This window comes from Mycobacterium sp. 1081908.1 (assembly GCF_001673535.1).
Lineage (GTDB): Bacteria > Actinomycetota > Actinomycetes > Mycobacteriales > Mycobacteriaceae > Mycobacterium.
The window spans coordinates 82,984-108,979 of sequence record NZ_LZLY01000097.1; the positions used below are offsets into that span (position 1 = coordinate 82,984).

The 25,996-nt window shown below is 66.9% G+C and carries 27 protein-coding genes; 12 read left to right on the plus strand and 15 right to left on the minus strand.

From position 1 onward, the window contains the following. Positions 1–86: 86 nt before the first annotated feature. From A5655_RS14300 to A5655_RS14320, 5 genes are all read right to left on the minus strand, one after another. Positions 87–1,232 (minus strand): thiolase family protein, encoded by a 1,146-nt coding sequence (locus A5655_RS14300; protein WP_067011087.1) that lies wholly within the window; start codon positions 1,230–1,232, stop codon positions 87–89. Continuing rightward, positions 1,225–2,049, minus strand: coding sequence for an enoyl-CoA hydratase/isomerase family protein (locus tag A5655_RS14305; protein ID WP_067011089.1), 825 nt, complete (start codon positions 2,047–2,049; stop codon positions 1,225–1,227). Before A5655_RS14305 ends, A5655_RS14300 begins: the two co-directional genes overlap by 8 nt. Beyond that, positions 2,046–2,807: an SDR family NAD(P)-dependent oxidoreductase gene (locus A5655_RS14310; RefSeq protein ID WP_067011091.1), complete on the minus strand. Its 762-nt coding sequence runs from the start codon at positions 2,805–2,807 to the stop codon at positions 2,046–2,048. Before A5655_RS14310 ends, A5655_RS14305 begins: the two co-directional genes overlap by 4 nt. Next, the gene (locus tag A5655_RS14315) at positions 2,807–3,973 is read right to left on the minus strand and encodes an acyl-CoA dehydrogenase family protein (protein WP_067011093.1); all 1,167 of its coding nucleotides are present in this window, start codon (positions 3,971–3,973) and stop codon (positions 2,807–2,809) included. The genes A5655_RS14310 and A5655_RS14315 overlap by 1 nt, the downstream gene beginning before the upstream one ends. A gap of 106 nt (positions 3,974–4,079) precedes the next feature. Next, positions 4,080–5,378: an amidohydrolase family protein gene (locus A5655_RS14320; protein ID WP_067011095.1), complete on the minus strand. Its 1,299-nt coding sequence runs from the start codon at positions 5,376–5,378 to the stop codon at positions 4,080–4,082. A gap of 279 nt (positions 5,379–5,657) precedes the next feature. Here A5655_RS14320 and A5655_RS14325 point away from each other — a divergent pair, with 279 nt between their 5' ends. The 8 genes from A5655_RS14325 to A5655_RS14360 are packed head-to-tail and all read left to right on the plus strand — an operon-like array spanning position 5,658 to position 11,624. Beyond that, a complete protein-coding gene (locus A5655_RS14325; protein WP_067011096.1) occupies positions 5,658–6,191 on the plus strand; it encodes a carboxymuconolactone decarboxylase family protein in 534 nt (177 codons plus the stop codon). Positions 6,192–6,195: 4 nt separating this feature from the next. Next, positions 6,196–7,473 carry an aromatic ring-hydroxylating dioxygenase subunit alpha gene (locus A5655_RS14330; RefSeq protein ID WP_067011098.1) on the plus strand — a complete coding sequence of 426 codons (1,278 nt, stop codon included), beginning with the start codon at positions 6,196–6,198 and terminating at the stop codon, positions 7,471–7,473. Beyond that, complete coding sequence (locus tag A5655_RS14335; protein ID WP_067011100.1) at positions 7,457–7,780, plus strand: hypothetical protein; 324 nt, start codon at positions 7,457–7,459, stop codon at positions 7,778–7,780. The genes A5655_RS14330 and A5655_RS14335 overlap by 17 nt, the downstream gene beginning before the upstream one ends. Positions 7,781–7,783: 3 nt before the next feature. Beyond that, positions 7,784–9,010, plus strand: a complete 1,227-nt coding sequence (locus tag A5655_RS14340) for an amidohydrolase family protein (protein ID WP_067011102.1) — start codon at positions 7,784–7,786, stop codon at positions 9,008–9,010. Further along, the gene (locus A5655_RS14345; RefSeq protein ID WP_067011104.1) at positions 8,994–9,413 is read left to right on the plus strand and encodes a nuclear transport factor 2 family protein; all 420 of its coding nucleotides are present in this window, start codon (positions 8,994–8,996) and stop codon (positions 9,411–9,413) included. Before A5655_RS14340 ends, A5655_RS14345 begins: the two co-directional genes overlap by 17 nt. A 10-nt stretch (positions 9,414–9,423) precedes the next feature. Beyond that, the gene (locus A5655_RS14350) at positions 9,424–10,512 is read left to right on the plus strand and encodes an acyl-CoA dehydrogenase family protein (protein ID WP_067011106.1); all 1,089 of its coding nucleotides are present in this window, start codon (positions 9,424–9,426) and stop codon (positions 10,510–10,512) included. A 24-nt stretch (positions 10,513–10,536) separates the two neighbouring features. Beyond that, the gene (locus tag A5655_RS14355; protein WP_067011284.1) at positions 10,537–11,304 is read left to right on the plus strand and encodes an acyl-CoA dehydrogenase family protein; all 768 of its coding nucleotides are present in this window, start codon (positions 10,537–10,539) and stop codon (positions 11,302–11,304) included. Between the two features lie 56 nt (positions 11,305–11,360). Then, the gene (locus tag A5655_RS14360) at positions 11,361–11,624 is read left to right on the plus strand and encodes a DUF4190 domain-containing protein (RefSeq protein WP_067011108.1); all 264 of its coding nucleotides are present in this window, start codon (positions 11,361–11,363) and stop codon (positions 11,622–11,624) included. Here the strand turns inward: A5655_RS14360 and A5655_RS14365 are convergent. After that, complete coding sequence (locus A5655_RS14365; protein WP_067011110.1) at positions 11,621–12,796, minus strand: acyl-CoA dehydrogenase family protein; 1,176 nt, start codon at positions 12,794–12,796, stop codon at positions 11,621–11,623. The two genes, A5655_RS14360 and A5655_RS14365, sit on opposite strands and share 4 nt — an antisense overlap. Positions 12,797–13,015: 219 nt before the next feature. Here A5655_RS14365 and A5655_RS14370 point away from each other — a divergent pair, with 219 nt between their 5' ends. The 3 genes from A5655_RS14370 (at position 13,016) to A5655_RS14380 (ending at position 15,541) form a co-directional block, all read left to right on the plus strand. Then, on the plus strand, positions 13,016–13,666 hold the full coding sequence (locus A5655_RS14370; protein WP_067011112.1) for a TetR/AcrR family transcriptional regulator: 651 nt from the start codon (positions 13,016–13,018) through the stop codon (positions 13,664–13,666). 175 nt (positions 13,667–13,841) lie between these two features. Then, positions 13,842–14,693, plus strand: coding sequence for a mycofactocin-coupled SDR family oxidoreductase (locus A5655_RS14375; RefSeq protein WP_067011113.1), 852 nt, complete (start codon positions 13,842–13,844; stop codon positions 14,691–14,693). A gap of 11 nt (positions 14,694–14,704) precedes the next feature. Then, positions 14,705–15,541 (plus strand): SDR family NAD(P)-dependent oxidoreductase, encoded by an 837-nt coding sequence (locus A5655_RS14380; protein ID WP_067011115.1) that lies wholly within the window; start codon positions 14,705–14,707, stop codon positions 15,539–15,541. On the opposite strand, the gene A5655_RS14385 is transcribed toward A5655_RS14380, so the two are convergent. The 9 genes from A5655_RS14385 to A5655_RS14425 form a co-directional block, all read right to left on the minus strand. After that, positions 15,538–15,993 carry a hypothetical protein gene (locus tag A5655_RS14385; protein WP_067011117.1) on the minus strand — a complete coding sequence of 152 codons (456 nt, stop codon included), beginning with the start codon at positions 15,991–15,993 and terminating at the stop codon, positions 15,538–15,540. The genes A5655_RS14380 and A5655_RS14385 overlap by 4 nt on opposite strands. 52 nt (positions 15,994–16,045) lie before the next feature. Next, complete coding sequence (locus tag A5655_RS14390) at positions 16,046–18,484, minus strand: CoA transferase (protein WP_067011119.1); 2,439 nt, start codon at positions 18,482–18,484, stop codon at positions 16,046–16,048. Then, positions 18,472–19,590 carry a Xaa-Pro peptidase family protein gene (locus A5655_RS14395; protein WP_067011121.1) on the minus strand — a complete coding sequence of 373 codons (1,119 nt, stop codon included), beginning with the start codon at positions 19,588–19,590 and terminating at the stop codon, positions 18,472–18,474. Before A5655_RS14395 ends, A5655_RS14390 begins: the two co-directional genes overlap by 13 nt. Next, a complete protein-coding gene (locus tag A5655_RS14400; RefSeq protein WP_067011122.1) occupies positions 19,580–20,821 on the minus strand; it encodes a Xaa-Pro peptidase family protein in 1,242 nt (413 codons plus the stop codon). Before A5655_RS14400 ends, A5655_RS14395 begins: the two co-directional genes overlap by 11 nt. Beyond that, entirely contained in the window at positions 20,821–21,882 is a 1,062-nt protein-coding gene (locus A5655_RS14405; RefSeq protein WP_197508701.1) for an amidohydrolase family protein, read from the minus strand. Before A5655_RS14405 ends, A5655_RS14400 begins: the two co-directional genes overlap by 1 nt. A 160-nt stretch (positions 21,883–22,042) precedes the next feature. Then, a complete protein-coding gene (locus A5655_RS14410; RefSeq protein ID WP_067011126.1) occupies positions 22,043–23,287 on the minus strand; it encodes a cytochrome P450 in 1,245 nt (414 codons plus the stop codon). A 1-nt stretch (position 23,288) separates the two neighbouring features. Then, positions 23,289–23,483, minus strand: a complete 195-nt coding sequence (locus A5655_RS14415; protein WP_067011128.1) for a ferredoxin — start codon at positions 23,481–23,483, stop codon at positions 23,289–23,291. Between the two features lie 10 nt (positions 23,484–23,493). Next, positions 23,494–24,159: a TetR family transcriptional regulator gene (locus A5655_RS14420; RefSeq protein WP_067011130.1), complete on the minus strand. Its 666-nt coding sequence runs from the start codon at positions 24,157–24,159 to the stop codon at positions 23,494–23,496. A gap of 66 nt (positions 24,160–24,225) precedes the next feature. After that, positions 24,226–25,035, minus strand: a complete 810-nt coding sequence (locus A5655_RS14425; protein WP_067011132.1) for an SDR family NAD(P)-dependent oxidoreductase — start codon at positions 25,033–25,035, stop codon at positions 24,226–24,228. Positions 25,036–25,174: 139 nt separating this feature from the next. On the opposite strand from A5655_RS14425, the gene A5655_RS14430 reads away from it, so the two are divergent. After that, positions 25,175–25,942, plus strand: coding sequence for an SDR family oxidoreductase (locus A5655_RS14430; protein ID WP_067011285.1), 768 nt, complete (start codon positions 25,175–25,177; stop codon positions 25,940–25,942). The last annotated feature ends 54 nt before the right edge of the window (positions 25,943–25,996 follow it).

Sequence of the window (25,996 nt, forward strand, 5' to 3'; positions counted from 1 at the left end):
TAGCCGTTGTAACAACCTACTGAACACACAGTAGGTTGGTTTGCCGCCTGTGACAAGCGTCGCATTTCGGGCCGTTTTGCGGCGCGTTAAGAGACCAGCTCGACCAGGGTGGCGTTGGCCGTGCCGCCGCCCTCGCACATCGTCTGCAGGCCGTATCGGATGCCGTTATCCCGCATGTGGTGGGCCATGCGGGTCATCAGCACCGCGCCGGAGGCGCCCAGCGGGTGTCCCAGCGCGATGGCGCCGCCGAGCGGGTTCAGGCGATCGGGGTCCGCTCCGGTTTCCGCGAGCCACGCCAGGGGGACCGGCGCGAACGCCTCGTTGACCTCGAAGACCCCCACGTCCCCGAGTGAGACGCCGGCCTTGGTCAGCACCTTCTCGGTCGCCGGGATGGGGCCGGTCAGCATGAGCACCGGGTCCGCCCCCGTGACGGCGCCGGCCCGGTAGCGCAGCAACGGCGTCAAACCCAACTCGACGGCCATCTCCGACGTGGTCACCAGCAGCGCCGCCGCCCCGTCGGAGATCTGCGAGGAATTGCCCGCATGGATCACGCCGTCGTCGACGAACGCGGGCTTGAGCCCGGCCAGTTTGTCGACGGTGGTGCCCCGGCGCACCCCCTCGTCGGCGACGACGGCTCCGTCGTCGGTGAACACCGGAACGATCTGATCGGTGAAGGCCCCGCCGTCCTGCGCGGCGGCCGCCCGCTCGTGCGACTGGGCCGAGTACTCGTCCAGCTGGCCGCGGGAAAACCCCCACTTCTTGGCGATCATCTCCGCCGACAGGCCCTGGTTGAACGAGAAATCGTCATAGCGCTCAAGGACTTTCGGGCCGTAAGGCATCCCCGACGCCCGGGCCGCACCCAGCGGAACGCGGCTCATCACCTCCACGCCGCCGGCCACGACGACGTCCTGCTGACCCGACATCACCGCCTGCACGGCGAAGTCGAGCGCCTGCTGACTCGAACCGCACGCCCGGTTGACCGTGGTCCCGGGGATGGTCTCCGGCCAGCCGGCGGCCAGGACGGCGTAGCGCCCGATGTTGCTGGACTGGTCCCCGACCTGCGACACGCATCCCCAGATCACGTCGTCGACGATTTCCGGGCCGACGCCGGCGCGTTCCAGCACCTCGTTGAGCACGACCGCGGACAGGTCCGCGGGATGCATGCCCGACAACCCGCCGTTGCGCTTTCCTACCGCGGTCCGAACCGCCTCGACGATGACTGTCTCACGCATCTTCACTCCGTGTTTTTTCGTCAGAACTCGATAACGCCCATCGACCAGTAAACGACGGCTCGCGTCGCTCGGCGAACGCGGCATAGGCGTCCGCCGCGTCCGCCGTCGCGAAATTGCCGATTTGCGCGCGCGCCTCGTTGGCCAGCGCGTCGCGAAAGGTACTGTGGGCGCCCTCGTCCAGCAGTGCCTTCGTTTGCGCCAGCGCGAACGGCGGACCGGCCGCGAGCCGGTCGGCGAGATCCCGGACGAAGGCATCGATCTCGGTGGCGGACACCACCCAGGTCACCAGGTTGAGGGCTTGGGCTTCGGCCGCGTCGATGGTCTCCGCGAGCAGCGCGAGGCGCTTGGCCTGTTGCAGGCCAACGTGTTTCGGCAGCAGCCAGGAACCGCCCAGGTCGATGGACAGGCCCCGCTTGGAAAAGATCTGGCAGAACGAGGATTCCGGTGTGGCGACCACCAGATCGCAGCCCAGCGCCAGGTTCCATCCGGCCCCGACCGCGACGCCGGTCACTTTGGCGACGGTCGGAATCGCGAGCTCGTGCAACGCCAGCGCCACGTCGGTGAGGCGCTGCAGCTTGTATTTCGGATGAATGTCGTCGGGTACCGAGATGTCGGCGCCGGAGCAGAAGCTGCCGCCGGCTCCGGTGATGACGAGCGCACGCACGCCGCGGTCACGCCCCGTCTCGTCGAGGGCGTCCCGCAACGCGAGCCACAGCTCGGGGTTGATCGCGTTCTTGCGGCGCGGACGATTGAGGGTCAGCGTCCGCACGCCGCCGCGGTCGTCCACCAGCAGCACGGGATCGTCGGGCGTAATCACATCACCATGCCGCCGTCGACCGGCAACACCTGCCCGGTGATGTACGACGCGGCGTCGGAAGCCAGGAAGACGAACGCGCCGGCGACTTCCTCGGGTTCGGCCCAGCGCTTCAACGGGATTCGGGCCATCATGTTGGCCGCGAACTTTTCGTTGGTCCGGATGGTCTCGGTCATTTTCGTGGCCGCCAACGGCGCCAGCGCGTTGACCAGAATCCTCTTGGGCGCCATCTCACGAGCCAGCGACTTGGTGAACCCGATGATGCTGGCCTTGGCGGCGGAGTAGTTCACCTGCCCGAGGGTGCCGGTAATCCCGGCCGACGAGACGACGTTGATGATTCGGCCCGTTCCGTCGGTCGGCAGGAACGCGAGCGCGGCCTGGGCGCAGTGAAAGGCGCCCATGAGGTGGATGTCGAGCACCCGGTGGAAGCTCTCGTCGGTGAGATCGGCGAACATGGCGGGCGCGGTGACTCCGGCGTTGTTGACCAGAATGTGCAGCGTCCCCTCGGTGAGGCCCGCGGCTCGTCCGGCAGCCGCGTCGGCCGCCTGCCGGTCGCGGACGTCGAGGGCGATGCCGTCGGCCTTGCCGCCGGTGGCGCAAATCTCCTGTGCGACGGCCGAAGCCGCGTCACCGTCGATGTCGCTGACGAGCACCGCGGCGCCGGCTGTGGCCAGCGCCCGTGCGACCGCCGCCCCGATCCCGCTGCCGGCCCCGGTCACCAACGCCGATCGGCCCGTGAGGTCGAACAGCGGATTGGTCATCAATAGCTCCTCGGCAATTTCAGGACGTTGGATCCCAGGAAATTCAAAATCATCTCCTGGCTGACCGGCGCGATCTTCATCAGGCGGGCCTCGCGGAAGTAGCGCGTGATGTGGTACTCCTCGGCGTAACCCATGCCGCCGTGGGTCTGCAACGCCCGGTCCGCGGCGGTGAAGCCCGCGTCCGCGCACAGGTATTTGGCGGTATTGGCTTCGCGCCCACAGGGTTTGCCGTTGTCGTAGAGCCAGGTCGCCTTGCGCAGCATCAGTTCGGCCGCGTCGAGGCGGGCCAGCGAATCGGCGAGCGGGAACTGCAGGCCCTGGTTCATTCCGATGGGCCTGCCGAAGACCTCACGCTCGTTGCCGTACTTCACGGCCTTGTCCAGCGCCACCCGTCCGATGCCGAGCGCCTCGGCGGCGATCAGCATCCGTTCGGGATTCAGGCCGTCCAGGATGTACTGGAAACCCTTGCCCTCCTCGCCGATTCGATCGGCGACGGGCACCTCGAGATTGTCGATGAACAACTCGTTGGAGCTGACGGCGTTGCGGCCCATCTTGCGAATGGGGCGGATGTCGACTCGGCTGCGGTCGAGATCGGTGATGAACAGCGTCATCCCGTCGGTCTTCTTGGCGACCTCGTCATAGCTTTGAGTCCGGGTCAGCAGCAGGATCTTGTCCGACTCCATGGCTTTCGAGATCCACACCTTGCGGCCGTTGACGATGTAGCGGTCGCCGTCGCGTTTGGCGAAGGTGGTGATGCGCGACGTGTCCAGCCCGGCACCGGGTTCGGTGACCCCGAAGCAGACGTGCACCTCACCGGTCGCGACCTTGGGCAGCGTGCGCGCCTTGAGTTCGTCGGAACCGTGCACCACCACGGGCTGCATGCCGAAGATGGACAGGTGAATTGAGCTGGCGGCGTTCATGGCGCCGCCGGATTTGGCGACCTCTTCGAGCAGGATGGTGGCTTCGGTGATCCCCAGGCCGTGCCCGCCGTATTCGGTGGGGATCGTCATGCCGAGCCAGCCGCCGTCGGCGATGGCCTTGTAGAACTCGGCCGGAAACTCGTGCGCCTGGTCTTTTTCCATCCAGTACTGGTCGTCGAACTTGCGAGCCAGCTCGGCCACCGACCGGCGGATCAGCTCCTGGTCATCGGTCAGCTCGAAGTTCATTCCACCGCCGGGCACTGCTGGATCTCCTCTCAGCGCGAGCAGACACAAAAGCGTCCGACACGCCGACAAATTTGGCGCTTTTGCGTCTGCTCGGCGCCAGTACGGCTCAGTCCGTGTTGCCGGTAAGGGCCTTCGCGTTGGCGGCGAAGTCCGCGAAGGACGAGCCGCCCCGGGAGTCCTTGTCGTGGCCCTTCGCCCTGATGGACACGTCGTGCCCCTCGGCGGCCTTGCGCAGCGCACCGACGGTCGCCTGTTCGCGCGAAATGTGAGTGAACGGGTCGAACGAGTACCAACGCATGGCATTCTCGTAGGCCATCTTGTTGATCTCGTCGTCGGGAACGTCGTTGATGGACAACACATCCCACAGTTCTTCGGGCGCGCCCGGCCACATCGAGTCGCTGTGCGGGTAGTCGGCCTCCCAGGCGATGTTGTCGATGCCGATCATGTTGCGCAGCGCGACGCCCACCTTGTCGCTGATGAAGCACGTCAGGAAGTGCTCGCGGAAGACGTCGCTGGGCAGCTTGCCGCCGAAGTTCTGGTGGGTCCACGCGGAATGCATTTCGAAGGTGCGGTCGGCCCGCTCCAGGAAGTAGGGGATCCACCCGGTCCCGCCCTCGGAGAGCGCGATCTTCAGGTCGGGGTATTCCTTGATCGGCCGGGACCACAGCAGGTCCGCCGCGGCCTGCACGATGTTCATCGGCTGCAGCGTGATCATCACGTCCATGGGCGCGTCGGGCGCCGTGATCGCCAGCCGGCCCGAGGACCCGATGTGCACGTTCATCACGGTGTTGGTGTCGCACAACGCCTTCCACAGCGGGTTCCAGTACTCGTCGTGGAAGCTGGGGTAGCCCATCGCGGCCGGGTTCTCGGTGAAGGTCAGCGCGTGCACGCCCTTCTTCGACACCCGGCGCACCTCGGCGGCGCACGCCTCGGCGTCCCAGATCACCGGGATCGCCATCGGGATGAACCGCGCGGGGTACGCCCCACACCACTCGTCGATGTGCCAGTCGTTGTACGCCTGTACCAGCGAGATCGAGAAGTCGTGGTCCTCGGTGGCGAACAGCCGCCCGGCGAAACCGGGGAACGACGGGAAGCAGATCGAGGCCAGGATGCCCCCGGCGTTCATGTCCTTGATGCGTTCGTCCACGTTGTAACAACCCGGCCGGATTTCGTCGAGCCCGGTCGGCTCGATGCCGTACTCCTCCTTGGGCCTGCCGGCGACCGCGTTCAGCGCCACGTTCGGGATGACCGTGTCGCGGAATTTCCACATGTCGGAGCCGTCGGGATTGTGCACCAATCGGGGCGCGTCGTCGATGTACTTCTTGGCCAGGTGGTTCTTGAACATGTCCGGCGGCTCGACGGTGTGGTCGTCGACGCTGATCAGGATCATGTCTTCCTTGTTCATGGCCAGTCCTCTCCAAGTCTGATCCAGCTGAGCGATTCGGACGCGCCGCTCCGCACAGCATCGGCGAATGATCGCCTGGCGCCAAGATCACTATTTTGAAAACTATCTTCTCGCGCAGCGAGAATCAACATCCAGCGAACGTCGCGGGCCCGGCCAGCACGGATCCCGGCCGTCGGCATTGACCATCCGACCGAATCATGCAAGTCTATTGGTTGGAAATGAGAATCTGATTCTCCTTGTCCGAGAGTTGGTCGGGAGAACGCCGAGAGGAGACCCCGGATGCGCCTGCAGCCGCTGCCCGCGGACCAGTGGGACGAGGCTGTCGAGCAGTCACTGTCCGGCATGCTGCCCCCGGAACGGCGTAATCCGCGGGATGCCGGCACTCTCATGTCGACGCTCGTGCGCCACCCGAAGTTGACCCGCGCGTATTTGCGGTTCAGCGGGTATCTGCTCTTTGCTTCCTCCCTTCCCGTGCGCGTCCGCGAGCAAGCGATCCTGCGGGTCGCCCATCGGCGTGACTGCGCCTACGAATGGTCACACCACGTGGACATCGCGAAGGAAGCGGGACTCTCCGACGCCGAGATCGCGGCCGCCAAAACCGGCCAGACCGACGACGAGTTCGATCGCGCCGTGTTCGCCGCCGTCGACGAACTCGACGAGAAGTCGAATGTCTCGGATCAGACGTGGGCGACCCTCGGCGAACGGCTTGACGAACGTCAGCGGATGGACTTCGTCTTCACGGTCGGCGGCTACATCGCGCTCGCGATGGCCATCAACACTTTTGGCGTTCAGCTCGAGAACGAGAAAGGTTAGAGCCTTGCCCCACTTCCCGAAACCAGCTGCCGGAAGCTGGACAGAAAACTACCCCGAACTGGGGACCGCCCCGGTCGACTACACCGATTCCATCGATCCGGCATTCTTCGAGGCCGAGCGCGAGGCGATCTTCAAGAAAACCTGGCTCAACGTCGGCCGCGTGGGGCGGCTGCCGCGCACCGGCAGCTACTTCACCAAAGAGCTGCCGTCGGCCGGGAAAGGCATGTCGGTGATCGTCGTCAAGACCAAGGACGGATCCGTCAAGGCGTTCCACAACGTCTGCCGTCACCGCGGAAACAAGCTGGTATGGAACGACTTTCCGCATGAGGAGACGTCGGGTACCTGCCGGCAGTTCACCTGCAAATACCACGCCTGGCGCTACAGCCTGGACGGCGACCTGACCTTCGTCCAACAGGAGGACGAGTTTTTCGACCTCGACAAGAGCCAATACGGCCTGGCGCCAGTGCGCTGCGAAGTGTGGGAAGGCTTCATCTTCATCAACTTCGACGACAACGCGGCGCCGCTGATCGACTACCTCGGGCCGCTGGCCAAGAGCATCGAGGGCTACCCCTTCGGCGAGATGACGGAGACCTACTCCTACCGGGCCGAGGTCGGCAGCAACTGGAAGCTGTTCATCGACGCGTTCATCGAGTTCTACCACGCGCCGATCCTGCACCAGGGTCAGTACACCAAGGAAGAAGCCGCCAAGATCCAGAAGTACGGCTACGAGGCGTTGCACTACGAGGTGGCCGGCCCGCACAGCCTGCAGTCGACGTGGGGCGGTCAGGCGCCGCCGCCCGACATGTCCATGGTCAAGCCGATGGACCAGGTGTTGCGCAGCGGCTTGTTCGGTCCGTGGGACAAGCCGGAGATCATCGAGAACCTCGAGCTGCCACCCGGTGTCAACGTGAAGAGGGTGCCGCAGTGGGGAATCGACTCGTGGCTCTTCTACCCCAACTTCATGCTGCTGATCTGGGAGCCGGGCTGGTTCCTGACCTACCACTACTGGCCCACCGCCGTCGACAAGCACATCTTCGAGTGCACGCTGTATTTCGTTCCGCCGCGCAACGCACGCGAGCGGCTGGCCCAGGAGCTGGCCGCGGTGACGTTCAAGGAATACGCGCTGCAGGACGCCAACACGCTGGAAGCGACCCAGACCATGATCGGCACCCGGGCCGTCAAGGAATTCCTGCTGTGCGATCAGGAAGTCTTGATCCGCCACTTGCACAAGACGACCGGCGATTACGTAAAGGAGTACGCCCACAATGGCGCTGCCCGCTGAATTCGCTGACCTCGAGCCCTATTTGGACTGGGACCTGGCGACCGAACCCGAGCGCTACGCCAAGCGGCTGGCCTCGACGATGTCGGAGATGCAGGCGTTCTACGACGTGGCGTTCCCCCGCCTGGAGGACGCCATCGCCTACTGCGACAAGTTCCCGCTCGACGACCTGCCCGATGACGCCCGTACGCTGATGCACATCATGCAGTCGCTCGTCATGGTGTCGTTCCCGATCGAGGCGTGGAAGCAGCCCCGGGTCCCCGACAGCGGCGCGGCATGGGTGGAGTGCATCCGGGAACCGGTGATCTAACCGGTGTTGACGATCAAGGCCGCCGGGCTGCTTGACGTCGACGCCGGCGAGATCGTGTCCCCCGGCGTCATCCAGGTCGAGGGCGACCGAATCGCGAGTGTGGGCGGTCGGGGCCCGCAGGGTCCCGAAAATGAGGTGCTCGACCTCGGCGACCGGATCCTGTTGCCCGGGCTGATGGACATGGAGGTCAACCTTCTGATGGGCGGGCGCGGGGAGAAACCCGGCTTGTCCCAAGTCCAGGACGACCCCCCGACGCGGGTGCTGCGCGCGGTCGGCAACGCCCGCCGCACGTTGCGCGCCGGCTTCACCACGGTGCGAAACCTCGGGTTGTTCGTCAAGACCGGTGGTTACCTGCTCGACGTCGCGCTGGGCAAGGCGATCGACGCGGGCTGGATCGAGGGGCCGCGAGTGGTGCCGGCCGGCCACGCCATCACCCCGACCGGCGGCCATCTGGACCCGACGATGTTCGCCGCGTTCGCGCCCCACGTGCTGGATCTGACGGTCGAAGAGGGCATCGCCAACGGGATCGACGAAATCCGCAAGGCGGTGCGCTACCAGATCAAACACGGCGCCGAGCTGATCAAGGTCTGCTGCTCCGGTGGTGTGATGTCGCTGACGGGACCGCCCGGGGCGCAACATTATTCGGACGAGGAACTGCGTGCGATCGTCGACGAGGCGCACCGGCGCGGGTTGCGCGTCGCCGCCCACACGCACGGGGCGGACGCGGTAAAGCATGCCGTCGCGGCCGGCATCGACTGCATCGAGCACGGCTTCCTGATCGACGACGACGCGATCGCGACGATGGTCGAGCACGGCACGTTCCTGGTGTCCACGCGGCGCTTGGCGGAGGGCATGGACGTCTCGCACGCCCCGCCCGAGCTGCAGGCCAAGGCCGCGGAGATGTTCCCGAGGTCGCGCACCTCGATCCTGGCCGCGCACAAAGCCGGTGTGAAGATCGCCGTCGGCACCGACGCCCCCGCGATACCGCACGGCAAGAACGCCGACGAACTGGTCACCCTCGTCGAATGGGGCCTGCCGCCGCTGGCGGTGCTGCGCGCCGCGACGGTGACCGCGGCGGAGCTGATCAACTCGACCGACCGGGGACGGCTGGCGGCGGGGCAGCTCGCCGATATCATCGCGGTACCCGGAAACCCGTTGGAAGACATCACCGTTACCCAGCACGTCAGCTTCGTCATGAAAGGCGGCAAGGTCTATGCCAACCAGAACTGACGACCTGGTCGAGATTCAGCAGCTGCTCGCCCGCTACGCCGTAACCATCACCCAGGAGGACATCGACGGCCTGGTCGGCGTATTCACCCCGGACGGAACCTACAGCGCGTTCGGCGACACGTACCCGCTGGACAAGTTCCCCGAGTTGGTGGCAGCGGCGCCAAAGGGCTTGTTTCTCACGGGAACCGCGCTGGTAGACATCGACGGCGATTCGGCCAGCGGCACCCAGCCGCTGTGCTTCATCGACCACGCCACCCATGACATGAGGATCGGCTACTACCGCGACACCTACGCCCGCACCGCCGACGGATGGCGGCTGAAGACAAGGGCGATGACGTTCATCCGTCGCAGCGGCGTGCACGACTCCGGGCGCCCGCACGCCGTCGGCCGCCCGCAGCCGTGAAAGCCGAGCCGTGAATGTCGAGGAGTTCCGGGCAGGCCTGTGCGCGTGGCTCGACGACAATGATCTGACCCCGGGGCCCGACCACTCGCTGCAGGGCCATATGGAGCAATTCGCCCGGGTCAGCCGTGCGTTGTATGACGCCGATTGGATGCGCTACGGCTGGCCGGTCGAAGTCGGCGGCCTGGGGGGTCCCGCCGTGCTTCGCGCGATCGTCGGCGAGGAAGTGGTGGGCCGCCGGCTGGCCGAGCCGGGCCCCTACTCGATGCTCGAGGTGCTGGCACCCACGATGATCGATTACGCGCCCGGCGAACTCGCGGCGGAGATGGTGCCGCGGCTGCTCAGCGGTCGCGAGCACTGGTGCCAGGGCTTTTCCGAGCCGGGGTCCGGCAGCGACCTGGCCTCGCTGACCACCCGAGCCACGCCTCAAGGCGACAACTGGATCGTCAACGGCCAGAAGGTCTGGACCAGCTTCGCGCAGTTCTCGACACGCTGCGTCCTGCTGACCCGCACCGCGCCGGGCTACGACGGAATCACCGCCTTCTTCGTCGACCTCGACACCCCGGGCATCACCATTCGGCCGCTACACACGATGCACGGGGTGGACGAATTCTGCGAGGTCTACTACGACGACGTGGTGATCCCGGCAAGCCGCATGCTCGGCCAACCCGGAGACGGCTGGCGACTCGCGATGGACCTGCTGCCCTATGAGCGCTCCGCCTGCTTCTGGCAGCGAATCGCCTACCTGTACTCGCGCTTCGACCAGCTCCTGGCCGAAGCGCGCGAACCCGACGAATCGGCCCTCGGCTCGGCCTATCTGGCGCTGCACACGTTGCGCTGCCGATCCCGAGACACCCAGCACCGGTTGCGCGACGGCGCGCGATTGGGACCGGACACCTCGATCGACAAAGTTCTGTTGGCCGCCGCCGAGCAACGGCTCTACGACACCGTCCGCGACCTGTTGCCCGGAACGCTGGAGCTCGACGACACACCGTGGCGCTCGGAGTACCTCTATTCGCGCGCGGCCACCATCTATGGCGGCACCGCCGAGATCCAGCGCAACATCATCGCGCGCCGGCTGCTCGACCTCGGGAAGGAGTGAACGGTGGACTCCGAGGCACTCAGCATGCTGGCCGACTCGCTGCGGACCACCATGACCGCCGCGAGCGGGACCAAGCTCGACGCGGCGCTGTCCGAGCTCGGCTGGCGCGACATGCTCGACGAAATACCCGACGCGGCAATACCTTTGGTGTTCCGTCTGCTCGGCGAGACCGGCGCGCATGCCCCGGTGCTCAACGATGTGGTGCTGCGGGCGGCCGGACGCGCGGACGGCGGAACAGTGCCCCTGCCGTTCGCCGGGGGTTCGTGGGTGGTGTGGGAGCGCGACGACCGCGCCGCCGCGACGATGGGCGGGCTGCCGATACACCATGTGCCCGAGGGCGATCCGGTGCCGCTCGCCGAGGGCAGGCGGGCGGTGGGCTGGTGGCTGGTCGGCACCAGCCGGGCGATGCTGACGCTGGCGCGCCAGCACCGCGGCGACCGGGTCCAGTTCGGTCAGCGCATCAGCTCATTTCAGGCGATCCGGCACCGGTTGGCCGAAACGCTCGTCGCGATCGAGGGCGCCGAGGCGACCCTGAACGCCGCGCAGCCGGATGACGCCGGCCTGGCGTCCCTGCTGGCCAAGGCCGCGGCCGGACAGGCGGCGCTCACCGCCGCGCGCCACTGCCAGCAGGTGCTGGGCGGCATCGGCTTCACCGCCGAGCACCAGCTGCACCACCACGTCAAGCGGTCGCTGGTCTTGGACGGGCTGCTGGGCAGCGCACGGGAATTGACCCGCGAAGCCGGAACGATGTTGCGAACCAAGGGCTTCGCGCCACGGCTGGCGCAGCTGTAACGGTCGACCGGATTCCTGCGCGTACACTCGTCTCGCAACCACGAGGATGGGACGCGATGAGCCAGCCCGACGTACCCCGAAACGAGGTCGGCGTCGCCTCGCTGCTCGTGGGCATCGTCGCGCTACTTACCTGCTGGCTGCTGATCGGGGTGCCGTTCGGCATCGCGGCGGTGATAACGGGCGATGTCGCCCGCAGACGGGTGCAGCGCGGTGAGGCCAACAATCCCCGAATCGCCATGGCGGGCATGGCGTTAGGGGCCGTGTCGATCGCGGCCGGGGTCGCCGTGATCGGTTACTACGCCTGGTCGGACGCCCGCTAGTTGCGCGGCAGGCCGAGGACCCGTTCGGCGATGATGTTCCGCTGAATCTCGGACGTGCCGCCGGCGATGGTCGCGGCGAAGCTGCGGGCGTAGCGGTCGAACCAGCTGCGGTAGTGGCTGTCGAGATTCAGCGGGACGAACGGGGCCGTCACCGCGTGGTACACGAGACCCTCGGCGCCCGAGGCGTTCAGCGCGTCCTCCGAGGCGCGCTGCAGCGCCTCGGAACCAAGCAGCTTGAGGACCGACTGGGCGGGCACGTCCTCCTCGCCGCGCGCGGCGCGCGCCAGGGCGGCCGACCCCAGCAGCCGCAGCGCGTAGGAATCCATCACCAGGGTGGCGTAGCGGTCGCGCTCGAGCGCTCCGGACGGGCTGAAATCGGCGGTCAGCCCGTGCAACAGGTCGACGTAGCCCATCCACAGCATGACCCGTTCGTGTCCCAGCGAACCGGTTGCCACCCGCCAGCCCTCATCGAGCTGGCCGACGAGATTCTCGGCCGGCACTCGCGCATCGGTGAAAAACACCTCGTTGAAGTCGATTTCGTCGCCGTCGCACATCGACGCGAACGGGCGACGCACCACACCCGGAGTATTGGTCGGGATCATCAACGCGCTGATGCCCTTGTGTTTCGGCTTTCCCGGATCGGTGCGGACGAATGTCAACAACACGTCGGCGTCGTGAGCGCCCGACGTCCACACCTTCTGCCCGTTGACCACGAAGTGGTTACCGTCAAGCACCGCCCGCGTTTTCAGCGACGCCAGGTCGGAGCCCGCGCCCGGTTCGCTCATCCCCAGCGACGCCGTGATCTCGGCCCGCAAAATCGGCACCGCCCACCGCCGCTTCTGCTCCGTGGTGCCAAACGTCAGCAACGACGCCGCGATGATGCCCACGCCCTGCGGATTGAAACTTTGATAGATGCGCCGGCGACCCAATTCCTCCATATGCACGTACTGCTGCAAAAGCGTCGCGTTGCGACCACCGAATTCCGGTGGATTGCCGGGCAGCAGCCACCCGCTGTCGAAGAGCAGCCGCTGCCAGCGCCGAGCCCACTCCGGGACGTGCGAACTCGACCGCGGCCGCTCGAGGGCCTCCGCGTCGGAGGGGAGATGCTCGTCCAGAAACGCCACGAACTCGGCGCGGAACGCCTCGACGTCGGCATCGAAGGTCAGTTGCACAGCACTCCCTGAAAGACGGTTCCGGCGATTCTCGGGGCCGGCGCGTTTCGCTCTTGCGATTACGCTTCCCTACACACGTGTAAGAGAATAGTATTCTCGTCGTGAGAAAGTTACAATCTCCGACACGGCGTCCATAGGGGGTCGAGCGCACCGATGGCACGGCGTTCTCCGGTAGAGTCCAATCATGTTCTCCCCACGCGGCAATCGTCCGAGCCGACCGTGACAAGCCCGAGCGAAGAGCCGGCCTGGAAGCAGCGCGCCGTCGAGCGGTCGATCAAGACCGCGAAACTGCGCGCGGCACAGCGTGTTCAGCGATTCCTCGACGCGGCACAGGCCATCATCATCGAGAAGGGCAGCACCGACTTTACCGTCCAGGAGGTCGTGGATCGCTCGCGCCAGTCGTTGCGGAGCTTCTACCTGCAGTTCGACGGCAAGCACGAGCTCTTGCTCGCCCTGTTCGAAGACGCATTGAGCCGGTCCGCCGATCAGATCCGCGCGGCCACGGAGAGCCACACCGACGCACTGGAGCGCCTCAAGGTCGCCGTCGAGCTGCTGTACGAGTCTTCACGCCCCGACCCGACGGCCAAGCGGCCGCTGTTCACCGACTTCGCGCCCCGTTTGCTGGTCACGCACCCGGCCGAGGTCAAGGTCGCGCACGCCCCGCTGCTGGCGTTGCTCACCGAGCTGATGGAGGCCGCCGCCGAGGCCGGCAAGCTGCGCGCCGAAATCAACCCGAAGCGAGTGGCCGCCATGACCATGCAGACGGTCATGTTCATCGCGCAATCAAGTGGCGGCTCCGACGACGCGACGGTGCATCCCATCACCGCCGACGAGGTGTGGGACTTCTGCTCACGCGGATTCGTCGGCTAGCGCGTTCGTTCGCCCCGTGACGGAACGAGCAAATAGCGCACGCCATTGCCAGCAGAGAATGATGTTCTCTAATATCTAGAACGGGATCTAGCCAAAATGGATCCGGCGTTGACATGCGTCGGTGGGCGACGACAACGGCTGTCCGCTGAGCCATTGAGGAAATGAGGTAGTAGCCATGACTGGACGTGTCGAGGGCAAAGTCGCCTTCATCACCGGGGCGGCGCGCGGTCAGGGCCGCAGCCACGCGGTTCGGCTGGCGCAGGAGGGCGCCGACATCATCGCCGTCGACATTTGCAAGCCCATCCGCGAGGGCCTGGTCGAGGGCTCGGCGATCCCCGCGTCGACGCCGGAGGACCTGGCGGAGACTGCCGACCTCGTCAAGGGACACAACCGCCGGATCGTCACCGCCGAAGTCGACGTGCGCGACTACGCCGCACTGAAGGCCGCCGTCGACAGCGGTGTGGAGCAACTGGGCCGGCTGGACATCATCGTCGCCAACGCGGGCATCGGCAACGGCGGCGAAACGCTGGACAAGACCAGCGAAGAGGACTGGACGGAAATGATCGACGTCAACCTGTCGGGGGTGTGGAAGACCGTGAAGGCCGGTGTCCCGCACATCCTGGCCGGCGGGCGCGGCGGGTCGATCGTGCTGACCAGTTCGGTCGGGGGGCTCAAGGCGTACCCGCACACCGGGCACTACGTCGCCGCCAAGCACGGCGTGGTGGGGCTGATGCGCGCCTTCGGAGTCGAGTTGGGGCAGCACATGATTCGGGTCAATTCGGTGCATCCCACGCACGTGAGCACCCCGATGATCATGAACGAGGGGACGTGGCGGATGTTCCGGCCGGATCTGGAAAACCCGGGTCCCGACGACATGGCGCCGATCTGCCAGATGTTCCACACGCTGCCGATCCCCTGGGTCGACCCCATCGACATCAGCAACGCGGTGCTGTTCTTCGCCTCCGACGAGTCCCGCTACGTCACCGGCGTGACCCTGCCCATCGACGCGGGTAGCTGCCTTAAGTAGCGTTCCGTCCCATGGACGGATTCGAGGGACGCGGCGCCGTGGTCACCGGCGGGGCGAGCGGCATCGGCCTGGCCACCGCCACCGAGTTTGCCCGCCGGGGAGCCAGGCTCGTGCTTGCCGACGTCGACCAGCCCGCACTGGAGCAGGCCGTCGCGCACTTGCGTGGCGAGGGCGTCGACGCCCACGGCGTGATGTGCGACGTGCGGCATCTCGAGGAGATGGTTCACCTCGCGGACGAAGCGTTTCGCCTGCTCGGCCAGGTGGATGTCCTGTTCAGCAACGCCGGCATCGTGGTCGCGGGGCCGATCGCGCAGATGACGCACGAGGACTGGCGCTGGGTGATCGATATCGACCTGTGGGGGTCGATCCATGCCGTCGAGGCGTTCCTGCCGAGGCTGCTCGAGCAGGGCACCGGTGGCCACATCGCGTTCACCGCGTCATTCGCCGGGCTGGTTCCCAACGCGGGCCTCGGGGCGTACGGCGTGGCCAAGTACGGGGTCGTGGCCCTGGCGGAGACGCTGTCCAGAGAGGTCAGGGACAACGGCATCGGCGTCTCGGTGTTGTGCCCGATGGTGGTCGAAACCAAGCTGGTGTCCAACTCGGAACGAATCCGCGGCGCGGACTACGGGCTGGCGTCGACGCCCGACGTGACAGGTTCGCTCGGGCCGCTGCCGGCGCAGGACCAGACCCTGGGTGTCGACGACGTGGCGCGGCTGACGGCCGACGCGATCCTGGCGAATCGCTTGTACGTCCTGCCCCACGAAGCGGCGCGCGCGTCGGTCAAGCGCCGCTTCGAGCGCATTGACCGCACGTTCGACGAACAGGCCGCGGAGGGCTGGGCTCACTAAGGCCTGTCGATCAGCCTCTCGCGCATTGGGATCTCGTTGGGCGCGTGGTTGATTCGGACCGGCATCAACAGCGCTGCGGCAATTAGCACGAGCAGCGGCAACAGGATGGCGTTCGCCGTCGCGTCCCGGGTGTTGTACATCTGCAGCATCGACAGGTGATAGATGCAGTGCAGCGTGTTGAAGACGAGCCACGTGACCGCCGTGACCCTGACGAGGGTTTGGTTGGCGACCAAGACAAACGTCACGGCGCTCAGCGCGGCCAGCGCCAGAAACATCGCCCCGACGTCCTTGACGAAATGCTCGTTGAATGGGCCGAGTTGCGGGAGCCAGGTCATGCCGAATCCCGGAAAGTTGTCGTACCAGTGGCGCGGCGCCGCGTAGGCCCACGCGCCCGTTACGGCGCCGCCGGCGCCCAAAAGAACCAATGCGCTTCGGTGAAGGAGTGCGTCCATACCCCATCAGACTCCGCAGCACTTAGAAATGTGACAGCAGACTGGCGGCGGCCTACCTCGCAGGGGCGGTGGCGATGATTCCCTCGGCCTCCAGGTCGGCGACCTCGGTTGGGGTCAGACCCAGCGCGGAGAGCACCTCATGGTTGTGCTGCCCGAGTGTGGGCGCCGGATTCGTGTGCAGGCGCCCGGGCCCGCTGGAGAACCTCATGGGCACGGTGCTGAGCCTGGCCCGGCCGTTCAGCGGGTCGTCGACCTCTTCGAAGAACCCGCGAAATCCCAGCTGCTGCAACTCCGTTTGGCGATGGGGCTGCATCACCTTGGCCACCGGCACACCGGCGTCCCACAGCGTGGCGACGATGTCGTCGCAGCGCCGGTGCTCACACCACGCGGCCAGCCGCTCATCGATCAAGTTCGCCTCGGCGCGCCGCCCGGCCGCGGTCGAAAGCCTGGGATCGGTTGCCCAGGAGGGTGATCCGATCGCTTCGCACAACTTTTCCCATTGATCGTCGGTTTGCACCGCGATGGCGACCCAGCTGTCCGGTCGGCCGAATTCATCGATGTCGGCGCTGCGATAGAGGTTCTGAGGCGTCGCGGTCGGCCCGCGGTTGCCGGCGCGCTGCAGCAGCGCCCCGTAGGCGGTGTACTCGATGACCTGCTCGGCGGAGATGTTCAGCGCCGCGTCGACCATCGACGCCTCGACCAGCACCCCGTGCCCGGTGCGGCGTCTGTACTCCAGCGCCAGCAGCAGGGCGTTGAGGGCATGGACACCGGCGTTGGGGTCGCCGATCGAATACGGCTCGTACGGCGCGCGGTCGGGGTAGCCGGTCAGCCAGCTCAGGCCGGACGCCGATTCGATCGCGTAGGCGAACGCGGGGTTGTCGCGCCACGGCCCGTCCAGCCCGAAACCGGGCATGCGCAGCATCACCGCGTCGGGCCGAACCGCTTGAACCGCCGCGAAATCCAGGCCGATCTGGTCGAGCACCCGGGGGGTGAAGTTCTCCACGATCACATCGCACGTCGCGATGAGCCGCAGTAGGACCTCCCGTCCTTGCGGACGCTGCACGTCCAGCGCCAGGCCCTTCTTGTTGGTGTTCAGCGCGGCGAAGATCGGCGACTTGTCCCACCACTGCCTTTCGGTACTGGGTATTCCGGCGATGAGCCGGGTGCCGTCCGGCCGGCGGGCGGACTCGACGTGGATGACTTCGGCGCCGAGCATGGCCAGAAAGTGAGTGCAGCAGGGTCCGGCCCAGAAGGTCGTCATGTCCAACACTCGAAGCCCGCTGAACGGCAAGGGCTTCGGCGACCCCGACGTTGCCGGCGCGGGGCGCGGGGGTACGGTCGCGGCGCGATGATGCGCGGTGTGCTCACCCAACCGCGGCGCCGCCGCGGGCCCGCGCAGCTTCGCGGGCCGCATCCGGTACGGGTGGTTCGGCTGGTGGAAGTCGCCGCGCGGGTGGGGCACAAACGAACCTCTTTCGACGAAGTGTTCCAATGACTCGATGTTGGCGCCGTTGGCCACGGGCGCATTCGGGATCCGGAACGCCGTCGCGAGTTCGCGGATCTCGTCGACCAGGTTCGCCTCCACCCAGGCGTAGATGTCTTCGGCGTGGACGTTGGCCTGCTCCGTGATGGTCAGCGGCGATTGTTCGTCGATCCACTCCGGGTGACCGACCATCGCGCACAGGTCAAACCACTGCTGCGCGGTCCCACAGCCGAGGTCGACCAGACCATCCTTCGCCTGGGCCACGCCCGGCACCGTGAGGCGCCTCGCGTCTCGCCACGGCCGGCCGAGCATCTCGAAGTAGGTCACCGGATAATAAGTCAGGCACAGGATCTGGGTCTCCAGCATCGACAGGTCGATGATCTCCCCCGGGCCCGCCGATCCATTGCGGCGCAACCGCGACGCCAGAGTGGCGGCACTTGCGTAGGCTCCGGCCATGTACTCACCGACCTGCCCGCCGACGAAGACGGGCGCCCGTTCCGGCAACCCGCGGCCCAACCCGACGATCCCGCCCGACCATGCCTGCAGCGTGAATTCCGTTGCCGCCCGGTCTTTCCAGGGACCGCGCAGGCCGAACGGTGTGATCGACGTGACGGTCAGGTGCCGGTGTGCCCGATGGATCGCCTCGGGCATGAACCGCGGATGCTCGGCCACCCGCGACCCGCTGGACCACACCACGGCGTCCGCGCCGGCCAGTAACCGCGTCACCAGGTCGGCGTCGTCGTCCACCGCGGGATCGGCGACCACGCTGTGCTTGGAACCAGACAGGAAGCTGAACAGCGCGCCGTCGGCGTCGGCGGGGACGGAAGCGCCCGAGGACGACCACCGTCGCAGCGGATCGCCTTCTGGTGGCTCGACTTTGATGACGTCGGCGCCGCCGTCGGCGAGCAGCTTTGTGCAGTAGGCGCCCGCTATCCCGGTGGAGAGGTCGACGACCGTGCAGCCGACCAAGGGCGCATCGACCGGCGGTTGTTCACCTATGCCCGCCATGACGGGCTCGAGGTCAGCACCTCCGCGCCATCGGGGGTGATCAACACCGCCTCACGCCCGAACACCGCCCCGACTCCCTGCTCCCAGACGTAGCCGGTCACGGCCAAAACCATTCCCGGCTCCAGTCTTTCGTCGGCCGCAGTACGGGGCAAGTGCTTCGACACAACCGGCGGGTCGAAGCCCATGCCCAGGCCCCGGGCCACCGGCATCGGCGGCGCGGGTTCCCCGGCGGCCTCGTAGGCCGCCAGCAATTCATTGGCGCCGGCGCCGGGACGGCAGGCGGCGAGCAGCCTGGCCCACAGATCGTCCCAGCGCCGATACAACGCGGGGGCGCCGTTGACTTCGCCCGCCGGCCAGGTCCGCCCGACCTCACCCATGTAGCCACCGGCGAGCACGCCGGCCGAAAACGCCACCAGATCGCCATCATTCACGCGGCCGTCTCCGGCGTCCCCTCGCCACGGGTGATCGGGCGACGTGATCCAGGCGAATTCCTGATTCGACGGCGTGCTCACGCCGCCGGCCGCCATGGCCTCCAGCATGACGCCGGCCAGGGTTCGTTCGCGCACGCCGGGGTGCAACTCGGCCACCGCGGCGGCCAGGCCGGACTCGGCGACCGCGCACGCTTCCCGCAGCGCGATCACCTCCTCGGCGGTCTTGACGCGCCGCGCGGCGCGCATCGCCAACTCGCCGTCGACCAGCTCGGCGTTGGGAAAGGCGGTCGGCAGAAGCTGCGCGAAAGCCGGTGAGAGCGCGTCCGTTCCGACGCGGCGCGCCGTGGCCGCACCGTCGATGCGTCGCAGCACCGACATGGTCGTGGCCGGGTTCCACGAGATGCCGTACAGGTTCTCGTGGGGAATGTCCTCCGGGACGCCTTCGTCCCACGTGCTGAGCAGGTGAAGCGCGCCGGTCTCGCGAACCAACACGCAGGACGGGCCGAACGGCCGGGTACCGGCGACCCACAGCTGCGGGGTGCCGGTGACGTAGCGGGTGTTGGCCTGGCGACCCAAAACCAGCACATCGATGTCGTGGGCAGCCATCTGGTCCAGGGCGCGCTGACGGCGACCGGATCGTAGCGCCCGCTCGTCGGGGCAGACTTCAACGGACATGGGAGCCATAGGGGGCATAGGGGTAGTCGGTCAATCGAGTCGAGCCTTCCTCGGTTATCACCACGACTTCTTCGCTGCGGTAGCCACCGGTGCCGTCCTCCCAGACCACCGGCTCGAGCACCAGCACCATTCCCGGCTGCAGGACGAAGTTGTCGTCGAACTCCTGGCCGAGATCCGTTCCGATCATGGGCATCTCGGCCGCGTTGACGCCGATCCCGTGCCCGAGGTAGAAGTGCGGCAGCCACGGCCGGGTACCGTCGTTGGCCGCGATGGCGGCCCTGCCCAGATCGCCCGCGGTGGCGCCGGCACGGGCCACGGTCTCGACCGCGGTGACGATGCTCTGCCACCTGTCGAACTGCGCCTGCTGACGCGGCGTCGGCTCGCGGCCCACGATCCAGGTGCGGCCGAAGTCCGAACAGTACCCGTGATAGGTGATGCTGACGTCGGTCCACAGGACGTCGCCCTCGGCCAGTTCGCGCTCGGTGCTCAGCAGGGGCAGCGCCAAGTCGCCGTGCGTCGTCCAGACCCCTTCGGCCTTGCTGGGCGGCATCACCTGCCAGATCGGTTCCAGCATGCTGGCCATGGCGCCCAGTTCGAAGGCCCGCCGCAAGAAGCTCGCCGACAAATCGATCTGGCGGACGCCGGGGGCGAGGGCCTTGGCCACGTCGACCATCGCCTCATCGGTGATCCGCACGGCGGTGCGGATGCACGACAGCTCGTCCGGGGTCTTGACGACCTTGGCCGCGCTGACGATGGCTGCCGCATCGGCCGGAACGCCGTTGGGGAACAACGACTTCGCGGCGCGCGACATCGCACCGGTGCACTCGTCCACCGCGATCACCGCCCCGGCCGGTATCAGATCGGCCAGTCGGCGCGCGAAATCACTGACTCCCTCGTCGAATTCGAGGTAGACCGGCCCGTGCAGATGGTCGGCGGGAAGCTCCGACTCGTGCGCGGCCCCCTCACGGAACGGCAGGAACAGGTGCGGCCATTCGTCGTCGGCGAGCACCACGGCCACCGGCCGCTCGACGTAGGACAGCCCCGCGTCGCCCAGCGGCCAACTGGTCCCGGTGGCGTACACCACCGCGCTGTTGCCCAGCAGGAGCATCGCGTCGACACCGCGCTCGGCCATCGCCGCGCGCAGCCGGCTGCCCGTCTCGCGACGCATCCGGCCCAGGTCCGGAGTTTCGGGGATCACCAGACCGGCGCCCGATTGTGCCAGCGTCGTCATTACAGGCCCAGGAATTTGGTGATGTTGCCGCTGACGATTCGCGCCGCGTTCTCCGGGCCCACGGCGTCGACGACGGCGGCCAGCGATTTCTCCGAGTACCCGTAGGTGCTTTCGTTGTGCGGGTAATCGCTGGACCACATCACCTTGTCCACACCGATCTTGTCGATCAGCTGCAGACCCAGGGGGTCGACCATGAACGACGCGCTCATGTGGTTGTCCCAGTAGTAGCGCACGTCATGCTCCAGCGGCCGGTTGAACATGTGCTGATAGGACGCCACCAGGTGCTCGGCGTCTTGCAGCGCCCACGGGACCCAGGAGATCCCGCCCTCGAACCAGCCGAGGCGCAGCGTCGGGTGCCGGTCGAGGATGCCGCCGAAGATGTACTTGGCGAACGTTTCCCGGAATCCGTCGATATTGATCATCATGCCGACGACGACGCTGTTGAACTCGGTCGGGCTCTTCGGCGGTGTCTCCCCGATGTGGTGGGTGATGGGCAGGCCGGCGGCCTCGATCTCGTCCCAGACGGCGTCCATCGACGTGCTCGAGTAGTCGATGGGGTTGCCGTCGTCGTCCTTGCCGGGGTTGAGCGGCATCAGAAACGTCTTGAGCCCCAGCGACTTCAGCTCATCCAGCGTGCGCCGGGCGCCCTGCGGGTCCCACCAGTTGATCAGCCCGGCGCCGTAAAAGTGGCCGTCCGAGCGCTCCTGGAGCTCCGCGATGTACTCGTTGTAGATACGGAACGCGAGTTCGCGAAGCTTCTTGTCCGGGTAATGGAAGAGCGCCAGCACCGCGTTGGGGAACGCCAGCTCCTTGTCGACGCCGTCGTCGTGCAGCTCCTGGATGCGGGCCTCGATGTTGGTGCTTGCGGCCCCGGGCAAGTCGTCGTATTGCATCAGCACCGCGCTGAAGTCACCCGGCAGAAACGACTGTCCCTTGCGCCCGACCTGATAGGCGCCGTCCTCGTACCAGATCCGGGGCGCCTTGTCCTTGAGCTCCTCCGGGAAGCGCTCGTAGAAGATGTCGGCGGCCAGGGAGATGTGGTTGTCGGCGGAAAAAACCACCGTCCCTTCCGGCAGCCCCACGTTGCTGCCGCTGGCGTGCCCGCGCCGATCCTTCGGCGCGCCAAAGCCTCCCGGCGGGTAGAGCGAAACTGTGCTTGCTTGAGTCGTCATCGTTGACCCTCCATTCGGGATCGGCTTTTTTGAGAGTGATCGGGTCGGTTCACCAGGTCACCGGCAATTCGTAGACGCCGTAGGCGAGCCGATCGTGTTTGAACGGCACCTCCTCGAACGGGATGCTCAACTCCAGTGTCGGGACGCGGCGGAACAACGTGCGGTAGACGATTTGCAGCTCCGCGCGGGCGAGCTGCTGCCCGACGCACTGGTGCCTGCCGTAGCCGAACGCCACGTTGCGGTCCGCCCCCGACCGGTGCAGGTACAGCCGATCCGGCTCGGTGAACGCGCGCGCATCCCAGTTCGCCGGGGCAAGGTCGATGATGATGCCCTCGCCGGCGCGGATGACCTCGCCGGCGATGTTGATGTCTTCGAGGGCCACGCGACGCTGGCCGTTCTGGATGATGCTGAGGTAGCGCAACAGTTCCTCGACCGCGTTCGCGACGATCTTGGGATCCTCGGCATCGCGGATGACGGCCAACTGGTCCGGATTCCGCAGCAGCGCAAGCACGCCCAGCCCGACCATGTTCGCGGTGGTCTCGTGGCCCGCGATCAGCAGTCCGGTGGCCAGCTGGGCGGCCTCTTTGACGCTGAGTTCACCGGCTTTGACGCGCTCGGCCAGGTCGGACACCGCGTCTTCTGCCGGGTCTTCCATCTTGGCCTCGACCAGCTGGGCCAGGTACCTGTGCAGGCTCATCGCGCCCTTGACGGTGTCCTCCCCCGTCGCGTAGCGCGCCAGCCCGACGTTGGCGTGGTGCTGGAACATGTCGGCGTCTTCGTACGGCACCCCGAGCAGTTGGCTGATCACCAGCGACGGGACCGGCAGGGCCAACGCGGTGACCAGGTCGGCGGGTTGCGGCCCGGCGAGCATCGCGTCGATGTGGTCGTCGGTGATCTGCTGGATGCTCGGCCGCAACCCCTCGACCCGTTTGAACGTGAAGGGCTTCGACAACATCCGCCGGAATCGGGTGTGTTCCTCGCCGTCGGAGGTGAAGACCGAACGCGGGCGCTTGTGCACGGTGGACAACATGCCCTCGTTCCAGTGTGGAAACCCCGGCGTGCGGTCGTCGACGCTGACCCGGGAGTCGGAGAACAGTTCCCGCACTTGATCGTAGCCCGTGATCAGCCAGGGTGTGCTGCCGTCCCAGATCCGGACCCTGGACAGCGGCTTGGCCGCCGCGAGCGCCATGACGTCCGGAGGCGGCGCGAAGGGGCAGCCGGCGTCGCGGGCCGTCGGATATTCCGGGACCTGTTGATCCGCTTGGGGTTTCGCGCTCGCCAATGTGTCCGACATGTCATTCCTCGATGTGGATGGCCAGTGCCGGGCACGCCGCCGCGGCGCGGCGGGCGCCCTCGGCCTGCTCGGCCGGTGGATTCGGATTGAGCAACACGACAACCCCGTCGTCGTCGCGCTGGTCGAACACCTCCGGCGCGTTCATGACGCAGTTGCCCGAGGACGCGCAGGTGTTCTGGTCGACAGTCACTTTCATCCCTAGACCCCTATTCGTCCGGCGTCACGGGCGCCAGCCACAGGCCCACGATCGCGTCGATGAGGCCGGATGCGGCGGCGCGCCAAGACGATTGGTGCATCGTGGATCCCGCCGCCAGCGCGCGTTCGCGGTCGGCGCAGGTGTGCATCAAGAGGTTGCGGGCCATGATGTTGCGCTCGAACCGCACCTCGGCCGGCAGGTTGGGCAGGCAGCCGTTGATCCCGTCGACGACCTGAACCAGCGACGGCGAGCTGAGCGCCCCCTTGACGATGATGTTGTAGTAGGCCGGGTCGGTCATCGCCTGCGCGGCGAAGCGCGCGTACCAGGTGGGGTTCCCGAGGTCCGCCAGGTGGTCGGTGAGCGGGCGCACCAGGCAGGCCACCCAGTCCCGCATCTCGATGGGACCGCGCGACTCCGACAGCTCGGCCACCATCTGTTCGCGCAGCTGCTCGACGGGCCCGCGGTGCTTCTGCTCGATCGCGCGCACCAGGTCGGCCTTGGTGCCGAAGTGGTATCCCACCGCGGCGTTGTTGCCCTGGCCGGCGGCCTCGCTGACCTGGCGGTTCGACACGGCGAACATGCCGTGCTCGGCGTATAGCCGCTCGGCCGCCGCCAGGATCGCCTCCTGGGTGGAACTGGCCCGCTCGGTGCGGACGGTCCGGCCTGCGGTGGTCATCCCGTCAGTCAACCCCCCTCCTCACTTTAAGTCAAGCGCTTGATTTAAAGTCCGCGCTAAAGGCGATCATTCCTTGCGTTTGGACCGGATGACCTTGCCCGCGACCGTCCCGCCGTCCACCGGCAGCACGGTTCCGGTGACATAGCGCGACCGGTCGCTGGCGAAGTACAGCGCCGCCTCCGCGATGTCGTCGGGCGTGCCCTCGCGCTTCAGCGGCCGGTCGGCCCGCATCGTCTCGCGGATGCCCGCCTCGTACCGCTCGAGCTCCGCGGGATCCATGCCCGCCGCCGACGTCTTCAACAGTGGCGTGGGGATGTTGCCCGGCGCGATGGCGTTGACCCGAATCTCGTAGTACGCCAATTCGATTGCCGCGGACTTGGTGAACTGGATGACCGCCGCCTTGGAGGCGCGGTAGGTCATCACGCCGCCGCCGGCCTGGATTCCACCGATGGACGTCATGTTGATGATCGATCCCCCGCCGTGGGCGGCCATGTGCCGAGCAGCATCTCGGGTGCCGGCCATCACACCCAGCACGTTGACCGCCATGATCCGGTGGAAGTCGGCCAGGTCGTCCTCGAGAAACCGGCGGTGCATGGTGCCCGAGACCCCGGCGTTGTTCACCATGATGTGCAGGCCGCCGAACCTTTCGACGGCGGCGGCCACCAGCGCTCCGACCTGTTCGGTGTCCGAGACGTCCGTGCGCTGGAAGAAGGTGTCCGGTCCCAGCGCCGTCGCCAGCGCCTCGCCCCGGTCGGCGTCGACGTCGGCGATGACGACCCGCGCGCCCTCGGCGACAAACTTCTCCACCGCGCCGCGGCCGATGCCTGACGCCCCGCCGGTGACTACGGCTACCTTGCCCGTCAGATCGTTGACCACACGACGAGTTAATCGGCGTCGGCTGCGTTAAGTCAAGCACTTGATTTAGAGAGTTCGACCTCCGGCTCTGTATCAATCAATTTGCGAACGTGGAAGGCTGAGCTCATCGGTTCATCGGCTACCTCGGGAGGGCTTGATCGTGAAGATTTTGGTTATCGGCGGCACGGGACTCATCGGCTCGCAGGTCATCGCCAATCTGACCGAGATGGGACACGAGGCGATCTCGGCCTCGCCGCGTTCGGGCGTCGACACGGTCACCGGTGAGGGGCTTGCCGACGCGGTGGCGGGGGCGCACACGGTGGTCGACGTGTCCAACTCGCCGTCCTTCGACGACGACCCCGTGATGCAGTTCTTCACGACGTCGACCCGAAACATTCTCGCCGCGGAACGCGCGGCGGGGGTGCGGCACCACGTCGCGCTCTCGATCGTCGGTGCCGACCGCGCCCCGGACAGCGGCTACATGCGGGCCAAGGTCGCCCAGGAGAAGCTGATCGAGGAATCGGGAAACCCGTATTCGATCGTGCGGGCGACGCAATTCTTCGAATTCGTCACGGCGATCGCCGATTCGGCCACCGACGGCAACACGGTCCGCCTGCCGGTTGGGGCGTTCCAGCCCATCGCCGCCAACGACGTCGCCACGGCCGTCACCGGCGCGACGATTAGCGATCCGACCAACGGCATCACCAACATCGCCGGCCCCGAAAAGCGTGGCATGGACGAGTTCATCCGGACCGCGTTGGCCGCGTCCAACGATCCGCGTGAGGTGGTGGGAGACCCCGCGGCCCAGTACTTCGGTACCGCGCTGGACGAGCACACCATCGTTCCGCTCGACAGCGAGGGCGCAACGATCTACCCCACCCGCTTTGCCGATTGGATGGCCTCCCGGACGTCCAGCGCCGCGCAGTAGGCGCCGCGCGCCGAGACGCGGGTCAAGGCCGATGCCTCGGGTTGCATTGATCAG